The sequence below is a fragment of the Streptococcus sp. 1621 genome, assembly GCF_013276615.1.
Taxonomy (GTDB): Bacteria; Bacillota; Bacilli; order Lactobacillales; family Streptococcaceae; genus Streptococcus.
Genome location: NZ_VMLJ01000027.1, coordinates 64,170 through 72,978 on the forward strand (window position 1 = coordinate 64,170; position 8,809 = coordinate 72,978).

The 8,809-nt window shown below is 38.9% G+C and carries 8 protein-coding genes; all 8 read left to right on the plus strand.

The genetic code is table 11. The annotated features are described in order from the left end of the window. The gene (locus HT697_RS06335) at positions 1-546 is read left to right on the plus strand and encodes an NUDIX hydrolase (RefSeq protein ID WP_166731888.1); all 546 of its coding nucleotides are present in this window, start codon (positions 1-3) and stop codon (positions 544-546) included. An 11-nt stretch (positions 547-557) separates the two neighbouring features. Then, the gene (macP, locus tag HT697_RS06340) at positions 558-872 is read left to right on the plus strand and encodes a cell wall synthase accessory phosphoprotein MacP (protein ID WP_000517865.1); all 315 of its coding nucleotides are present in this window, start codon (positions 558-560) and stop codon (positions 870-872) included. Positions 873-888: 16 nt separating this feature from the next. Then, positions 889-1,581: a 5'-methylthioadenosine/adenosylhomocysteine nucleosidase gene (locus tag HT697_RS06345; RefSeq protein ID WP_173262578.1), complete on the plus strand. Its 693-nt coding sequence runs from the start codon at positions 889-891 to the stop codon at positions 1,579-1,581. 76 nt (positions 1,582-1,657) lie between these two features. Then, positions 1,658-2,149: a chromosome segregation protein RocS gene (gene rocS / locus HT697_RS06350; RefSeq protein ID WP_000021242.1), complete on the plus strand. Its 492-nt coding sequence runs from the start codon at positions 1,658-1,660 to the stop codon at positions 2,147-2,149. A 228-nt stretch (positions 2,150-2,377) separates the two neighbouring features. Then, entirely contained in the window at positions 2,378-2,968 is a 591-nt protein-coding gene (locus HT697_RS06355; protein ID WP_173262581.1) for a 3'-5' exonuclease, read from the plus strand. An 8-nt stretch (positions 2,969-2,976) separates the two neighbouring features. Then, entirely contained in the window at positions 2,977-4,740 is a 1,764-nt protein-coding gene (locus HT697_RS06360; protein WP_172924590.1) for a glycerophosphodiester phosphodiesterase, read from the plus strand. A 325-nt stretch (positions 4,741-5,065) separates the two neighbouring features. After that, positions 5,066-6,001, plus strand: a complete 936-nt coding sequence (locus tag HT697_RS06365; protein ID WP_173262584.1) for an Rpn family recombination-promoting nuclease/putative transposase — start codon at positions 5,066-5,068, stop codon at positions 5,999-6,001. Positions 6,002-6,720: 719 nt separating this feature from the next. Next, positions 6,721-8,809 (plus strand): YSIRK-type signal peptide-containing protein (locus HT697_RS06370; RefSeq protein ID WP_173262587.1); only part of this gene is annotated, 2,089 nt, incomplete at its 3' end.

Sequence of the window (8,809 nt, forward strand, 5' to 3'; positions counted from 1 at the left end):
ATGGAATTTGAAGAAAAAACGCTTAGTCGAAAAGAAATCTATCAAGGACCAATATTTAAACTGGTTCAAGATCAGGTTGAATTACCAGAAGGTAAAGGAACTGCTCAACGAGATTTAATTTTCCACAATGGAGCTGTCTGTGTTTTAGCAGTAACGGATGAACAAAAACTCATCTTGGTCAAGCAGTACCGCAAAGCTATCGAGGCTGTCTCTTACGAGATTCCAGCAGGAAAATTGGAAGTAGGAGAAAATACAGACCCTGTCGCAGCAGCACTGCGTGAATTAGAGGAAGAAACAGCCTATACAGGCAAATTAGAACTCTTGTATGACTTCTATTCAGCCATTGGCTTCTGTAATGAAAAGTTAAAACTATACCTAGCCAGCGATTTGACAAAGGTAGAAAATCCGCGCCCGCAGGACGAGGACGAGACCTTAGAAGTCCTTGAAGTGAGCTTAGAAGAAGCCAAGGAATTGATTCAATCAGGTCATATCTGTGATGCCAAGACAATTATGGCTGTTCAGTATTGGGAATTGTACAAAAAATAGAGGAGGTCAGTATGGGTAAACCTTTATTAACGGATGAAATGATTGAAAGAGCTAATAGAGGCGAAAAAATTTCAGGTCCTCCTTTGCTAGATGATAATGAGGAGACTAAGATTTTACCAACCTCTTCTTCCCGTTTTGGTTATGCCAATCCTAAGGATCATGGTTTTAGCCAGGAAACCTTGAAGATTCAGGTCGAACCGTCTATTCATAAAAGCCGTCGCATTGAAAATACCAAGAGAAATGTCTTCAATTCTAAATTGAATAAAATCTTATTTGCAGTCATCTTTCTCTTGATTTTGCTTGTCTTAGCAATGAAACTTTTGTAATGGAAAAGGAATTGAAATGAAAATAGGAATTATTGCGGCTATGCCAGAAGAACTGTCTTATCTGGTCCAGCATTTAGACAATGCCCAGGAGCAAGTTGTTTTAGGCAATACCTATCATACAGGAACCATTACCTCGTATGAAGTCGTTCTTGTAGAAAGTGGAATTGGTAAGGTCATGTCTGCTATGAGTGTGGCGATTTTGGCTGATCATTTTCAAGTGGATGCTTTGATTAACACGGGATCTGCTGGAGCAGTAGCAGAGGGTATCGCTGTTGGGGATGTCGTGATTGCTGACAAATTAGCCTATCATGACGTGGATGTCACAGCTTTTGGCTATGCTTATGGACAAATGGCGCAACAACCGCTTTATTTTGAATCATATAAAACCTTTGTTGCCAAAATCCAAGAGAGTTTATCTCAATTGGATCAAAATTGGCATCTTGGTTTGATTGCTACAGGAGATAGTTTTGTTGCAGGAAATGATAAGATAGAAGCGATTAAGTCCCATTTCCCAGAAGTTTTAGCCGTTGAGATGGAGGGGGCAGCTATTGCTCAGGCGGCGCATGCCCTTAATCTTCCAGTCTTAGTCATCCGCGCTATGAGTGACAATGCCAACCATGAAGCAAACATCTCTTTTGATGAGTTTATTATCGAAGCTGGACGTCGCTCTGCCCAAGTCTTATTAGCCTTTTTGAAGGCTTTAGATTAAGCGGAAATTTGACAGTTTTTCTAGCTTATGATAAGATTTAAGTAAAGAAAAGCTAGAAAACGTTTCAGAGGATATTATGAGTATTGAAATGACCGTCAGTGAGATTGCAGAGGTTTTAGGATTATCTCGCCAAGCAATCAATAACCGTGTCAAAGAATTACCAGAAGAAGACACAGATAAAAATGACAAAGGGGTAACAGTCGTTACCAGAAGTGGCTTGATCAAGCTAGAAGAAATCTATAAAAAAACGATTTTTGAAGATGAGCCTGTCAGTGAAGATGTCAAGCAACGTGAACTGATGGAGATTCTGGTTGATGAGAAGAATGCAGAAATTCTTCGTCTCTATGAACAATTAAAAGCCAAGGATCGTCAGTTATCAGAAAAAGACGAGCAGATGCGCATCAAAGACCGTCAGATTGCTGAGAAAGACAAACAACTTGATCAGCAGCAACAATTGACCCTTCAAGCCATGAAGGATCAAGAAAATCTTAAGCTAGAGCTGGACCAAGCAAAAGAAGAAGTCCAATCAACTAAGAAAGGCTTTTTTGCTCGTTTATTTGGAGGATAATCAAGGAGCTGTTTAGGTTAAGTGCTAACCTGATGGCTTCTTTTATTTCTAAATAGTATAGTTGCTCAATTAATACTCAATGAAAATCNNGAAGTCAGCTCAAAACATGTTTTTGAGGTTGCGGATGAAACTGACGAAGTCAGTAACTATATCTACGGCAAGGCGAAGCTGACGCGGTTTGAAGAGATTTTCGAAGAGTATAAAATAACAGTATAGGAGAGGTAGAAAATGGAACGATTAGAAGATTACATTGCTTTTGACTTAGAATTTAATCAGCACGAAGGACAAACACACTTGATTCAAGTATCGGCAGTGCGTTTTAGAGATGGTCAGGAAATCGATACCCATGATTCCTATGTCCATACCAGTGTTCCCTTAAAAAGTTTTATCAATGGTTTGACAGGGATTACAGCTGAGACCTTAAAAGATGCTCCTCCAGTGGAGGAAGTCATAAAAGATTTCCAAGAGTTTGTGGGTGCTTTACCGATGGTTGGTTACAATGCTGCTAAAAGTGATTTGCCTATTCTAGCAGAGCATGGTTTAGACTACAGCCAGCAGTACAAGGTGGATCTGTATGATGAAGCTTTTGAACGTCGCAGTTCGGATTTACATGGTATTGCCAATCTCAAATTGCAAACTGTTGCCTCATTTCTTGGATTTCAAGGTCAGTCCCATAATAGCTTGGAGGATGCTCGGATGACGGCGCGTGTGTATGAGTCCTTCCTAGAATCAGATCAAGCTAGAGAATTGTTAGAGACGGAAAGTAGCTTATCAAACAATCCTTTTGGTGGCTTGGACTTATCTCAATTATTTGACTAGGAGTGCCTATGAAACCTGAAAAACCTAAAAAATTGGGTTTTAAACAGATTTACCTCAATCTTGATAAAATCCTCTTTCTCTTTTTCTTGATTTTTATGATAGTGGAGTATTTGTGGGTCCCATTCAATTCATGGTTAGCTAGCTTCTTATTAGATCAGACAGGTTATCTTTTTATTTCCTATAACAATGTCTTAGCCATCCTCACTCATTCTCCATTGATTAGTCTAGCTTTTTTAGCCTTGATTGTCATTAACCTTCTGGTTGCTTATTTTCAAATAGGACTCCTCTTTATTGGTGCTCGTCATCTTCTCTATCATGAAAAGCGAAGGCTAATTGAGTATATCCGCAAGGTTTTCCATGAAAGTTTTGGATTTATGAAAAAGCTAACTTGCGCCAAAGCCTTGTTTATCTTTTTCTATATAGCTATGCTTTTTCCTTTTATACGGAAAATGCTGAAGATTTATTATCTCAATAAAATCGTCATTCCAGAGTTTATCCAAGATTATTTAGAAGATAAATATTGGATGTGGTGGCTGAGCATCCTACTTCTATCTCTTATTTTTCTCTATATCTCTGTCAGATTGATGTTTGCCCTTCCGAAGATTGTATATGATCAGCTGACTGTTCGAGAAGCAGTGATGTTTAGCTTGGAGAAAACCAAGAAAAGAGTTGCTTTTTATGCTTGGAATTTATTTTATATCTTGCTCAAGGCAAATTTATTATTTTATCTTCCTTTGATTCCTTTGTTATTGGCTCAAACTTTGGTAGATGACATCACTCAGAGAGAGTCTCTGATTCTTGGTATTTTGAATTTTGTCGTGATTAAAAATCTTTATTATATGGCTCTGACTTACTTTTTGGTTAAATTTGTTTCATTTTTGACAGGAAAGGAGCTGGATATGCTTCCTAGGAGAGAAAAAGATCACATCATGCGATGGGGAGTCATGACTTGTGCCAGTCTTTTCTTTGCCCTAGAAGGTTATATTTATCTGGAGGCTCCCATGGTTCATCTACCTCAGCTTATTTCTCACCGAGGGGTTTCCAATGCAAATGGGATTCAAAATACAGTAGAGTCCTTAGAAACTACAGCACAACTCAAACCAGACTTGGTGGAGACGGACGTGCAGGAAACAAAAGATGGGCAGTTTGTCATGATGCATGATGCTAACTTGAAAAATCTAGCAGGTATCAATAAAAGTCCTCAAGACTTAAACTTGGAGGAGCTTAAAGGGATTGATATTTTTGAAAATGGCTACCAGACTAAAATTTCAAGCTTTGAAGATTATCTCAGTCGAGCCAACGAACTTGGTCAAAAATTACTAATTGAAATCAAAACCAGTAAAAAAGATAGTCCAGACATGATGGACCGCTTTTTAGCCCGTTATGCTGCAAAGCTCAAGATTTATGGACATCAAATCCAGTCTTTAGACTACCATGTTGTTGAAAAAGTAAGACAGTATGATGCCGAACTGCCAGTTTATTTTATCATGCCCTACAATTCTGTCTTTCCTAAAACAAGGGCGACAGGATATACTATGGAGTACTCGACCTTGGATGAATATTTTGTAAGCAAACTATGGACAACGGACCAGAAACTTTATGTCTGGACTGTCAATGATTCAGAAGCTATCAGCAAATCTCTTCACTTAGGAGTAGATGGAGTGATTACAGATGATTTGGAAAAAGTTCAGTGGGAAATAGAAGTAGCCCAAGAAGATCCAGAATATACGGATTTGCTCTTGAAAAAAGCTCTGGAATTCTTTGAATTTTAGTCATAAAAAAGAGGAACAACTATTCCTTCCATGATAGGTAAGTATTCTTGTGAATGCTTGCTTTTTTGTGATTGCAATTCGTTTACGAGAATTGTTTGTCTTGTTCTTATTTCAATCGACTTTATGGTGCTTTGAAGTTGGAATGCTACACTATAACTTCTAAAATAGTACTAGAAATTGGGAAGATTCTTTTATTCTCTATATCCATCAGAAAGAATTGATTAAAAATTAGGAGACTTTTAATTTCTTTTCCGAATAAATAGATAGAAGCATCAAATCTAGTAAATTAGATTAAAAAATGTGCTATAATGAAAGGAGAGAAAGAATGATTCTCAGACATCCGGGCATTAGCCCGACCAATGACTTGGTTGCTAAGAAAATCTTTAGCAATCCAGAAATCACTTGTCAATTTATTCGCGATATGCTGGACTTGCCAGCTAAAAATGTAACCATTTTGGAGGGGAGCAATATTCACGTCTTGCCTTCTCTGCCCTACTCGGCCCAGGACTTCTATACAAGTATAGATGTTTTGGCGGAGTTGGACAATGGCACGCAGGTAATTATTGAGATTCAGGTGCATCATCAGAATTTTTTCATCAATCGCCTGTGGGCTTACCTGTGCAGTCAGGTTAATCAAAATCTTGAAAAAATTCGCCAACGTGAAGGTGATACCCACCAGAGCTATAAACACATCGCACCAGTTTATGCTATTGCAATTGTAGATAGCAACTACTTCTCAGATGACTTGGCTTTTCATAGTTTTAGTATGCGCGAGGACATGACAGGTGAGGTTTTAACCATCACCAATAATGGACAGGAACATCATCTAGTCAAGATGGCGTTCTTGGAATTAAGAAAATACAGAGAAACCAGCAAAGACGAGGTTCGCAAGCCGTGGTTGGAGTTTTTTGGGAACAAGCCCTTTACTCAACAACCCGAGCGAGCTATTAGTCAAGCAGACCAACTGCTAGATTACAAGAGCTGGTCCGAGGAGGACAGAAAAATGTTTAGTCAACTACGTATGCGCGAAGAACAAGCCTTGTTAGCGCAGGACTATGCCTTGGAACAAGCAGAGGAAAAAGGTTTAGAGCGTGGTCTTGAACGTGGTCGTGCAGAGGGTCTTGAACAGGGACTGGAGCGTGGGAAAGTCGAAGGAAGTTTGTCCATGCTACTAAATCTAGTACGTCAAGGACTTCTGACTTCTGAGGTTGCCAGTCAGCAATTGGGAATGACTGTGTCTGAGTTTGAGGCATTGTTGTAAAATCAGCACTAACGGTAAGGAAAACCATCTGGTCAAGGTGTGCTTTTTGTACTAAAAGACAGGCAAGCGTTTTTGCTTTAGTCTCTTTATCCTTTATCTCTCCTTTGGCTTTATTTATTTGCAGGAATTTTGGAGAGACTTTGGGTATGATGTTGCTATCGGTCTTTCTCTTTGCTTCTTTCCTATATTTATCTGGGCTTTTACGAGTCTGGCTATGGCTGATTTTTGTCATGGTTAGTCTACCTCTGCTACTCGACAAAGCTGGGAGAGCCTACATCAAGTGATTTGGGATAGGAGTTATATCAAATAATATCTCAGGATTTCTGATTTTTTGGAGAGCCTGTTTTTTTATTTGCTGAGTCTAGGATAGGTCTTTCTGGCGATAGATAGCAAGACGAACAGCTTCTTTTGAATGTCATATAAATTTAAAATTTCTGAAAATAATGAAAAATATACTAAATTTACAAATAAGAAGCCTCTAAATCCTTTAAAATAAGCAACATGCATATATATATATATATATAATTATCGATTTTCTAAAACAAAGTGAGGTTGAGGAAAGGGAACTAAGTTGATATAATTAAGTGTTAGTAAACAATGGGCTTTTTGTCATTTGTTCAAGATGAGAAAAGGTCATGTTTTCCTGTTTTTATTGCGAGTTGATGCCTGCATGAACATGGCTAGAGGAGCAAAGACAGGGTAGAAAGAAAGGAAAAACTATGAAACAGTTTAAAATGAATGAGCGCCAACGCTTTTCTATACGCAAGTTTTCAATCGGAGCAGCCTCAGTCTTGCTAGGGTCTGTCTTTTTTGTGGCTAATCCAGCGACAGAAGTGCAAGCGGCAGAAGCAAGTACAGCAGTGGTCGCTCAGGATGGAGATGTCAAACCTGACAATCCATCTGCCCTAAGCCCATCAGAGGCAAGCAGTCAAAATCCAAACGTAGGACAAGCAGGAACGGAAGCAAAAACTCAAGGAACAGAGAAAAAAGAGCCAGGAACTCCATCTAAAGATAGTGAAGGAAAAACTAAGTCAACAGTAGAGAATACAGGTGACGAAAAAGTTGATGGTGTAGTTAAACCTGTGTCTGGTGAATCATCTCCCGTGTTTGAGGAAGAAAAAGATAAAAAAGAAGCTCAATCGGAGTCGGAAGAGGAAACAGCATCTATAGGTCGCCGAAGCAAATCACCTCAATCTCAAGATAGAAGTGTAGAGAATCAGAAAGAGGAAAGTGTTGCAAGTAGTACAAGTTATATAAATGGTGAAGGAAGTTACTCTCTATCAGATGATATACACAAGCTTCTTCAAAGGCTCAAGAATAGTGATGAAAATCAAGAACAAGTCAAAAACCTCAATGCAGCATACGAAAAATTCAATGCAGCATTGGGAACATCGGAAACTGGACTTGTTGATCAGGAGATTTTTAATGCGGCGCTTGAAGAGTATAGAAAGGCTAGTCAACTTCAGCAGGGAGAAGCGGCTAATTTAGATGGAAATCTAAGACATTCTAGGGAAACTTCAAGTTTGAGGGTGGGATTAGCTACTGGAAAAAGCTCTGACCCTCAGTATTCTACTAAAAAAGTCGTACCAGTACTGACGGGTGAAGCGGTCGGGAATAATATTCGATTGATAGCTGAGTCTCTAAGTGGTCGTACTATTACAAATATCGATGTCCAAGGACTAGATGGCTTGGGATTGACGAAGTCAAGTTTGAAAACTATAGGATCGAGGGGATATGTAGACTTAACAGGTCGTATTCCTAGCAATAAACATGGTTTATCTAATATCGTTGTCACAGCTACAGATAGTGCAGGTCATAGTGAACATACCACAGTAAGCATTGCTCGTCCTCTACCTACCCCAAGATTTACAACAACTAGTCAAGATTTAGAAGGAAAATCTAATGAGAAACCAGTAGTTTCTGGTAATATTGGCACAACGGCGGAGTCTAACAATCTTCCATCTGATGCTGAGTTAAAAGCTTATTTAGTAACCGGAGGACGGCAAAATCCCTATAGTTTCTTACCAGAGGCAGATGGTTATCATGTTGTTGCGGAAGCCCTAGTAAAGGCAGATGGGAGCTTTGATTTTGTTCCTACTAAATATAGTGATCAAACAAAAGGAATAGGAACGGATAATCTTAGACTTGTAGTGGCGTATGTTCAGAAAGGAACAAATACTACATATTACGAAGGATTGAAGACGGACTTTTCAGCAAATAGTATTAAGGCAACAGCGCCGGTGGATAAATCGAAACTAATAGAGGCTAGAAATGCGTTAGATGAATTAACGAAAGAAGCAGATCCAACAACAGGTAAGACAACAAGTACGGCTACTGCGTATAAGACTGCAAAACAAGAAGCAGAAGACGCTGTTCGAAAAGCTGATGAAGTGATTCAGGATAAAAACGCAACTGCAGATAAGGTTTCAACAGCTCTGAATACAGTTAGTGCTAAAACTGAAGCATTAAACCGAGCTAAAAATCAATTGAAAGAAGCAGCGAGTGAAACAGCTAGAAATACATTGAAAACAAGTGCTGAAGCGTTGGAAAAGGCTTCTACCGATAACAAAACACCAAAGAGTGTTGAAGTGTATAATCAAAAATACGAAGCGCTAAAAGCAGAGTTGGAAAGAGTGAAGACTGAAGCTAAAACTATCGCAGATAAAGGTGCAGATGCAAGTAAAGAAGAAGTGGAAACTTCACAAACAGCTGTGAATGGAGTGAAACAAAAACTAGATGAAGCAGCTAGAGTATTGGTAGAACAAGCTGATAAAGGAAAACTCACAACAGCTAGAAATGCGTTAGATG

Coding starts and splice junctions, on each gene's coding strand:
- HT697_RS06335 (WP_166731888.1), top strand. CDS start 1: ATGGAATTTGAAGAAAAAACGCTTAGTCGAAAAGAAATCTATCAAGGA.
- macP (WP_000517865.1), top strand. CDS start 558: ATGGGTAAACCTTTATTAACGGATGAAATGATTGAAAGAGCTAATAGA.
- HT697_RS06345 (WP_173262578.1), top strand. CDS start 889: ATGAAAATAGGAATTATTGCGGCTATGCCAGAAGAACTGTCTTATCTG.
- rocS (WP_000021242.1), top strand. CDS start 1,658: ATGAGTATTGAAATGACCGTCAGTGAGATTGCAGAGGTTTTAGGATTA.
- HT697_RS06355 (WP_173262581.1), top strand. CDS start 2,378: ATGGAACGATTAGAAGATTACATTGCTTTTGACTTAGAATTTAATCAG.
- HT697_RS06360 (WP_172924590.1), top strand. CDS start 2,977: ATGAAACCTGAAAAACCTAAAAAATTGGGTTTTAAACAGATTTACCTC.
- HT697_RS06365 (WP_173262584.1), top strand. CDS start 5,066: ATGATTCTCAGACATCCGGGCATTAGCCCGACCAATGACTTGGTTGCT.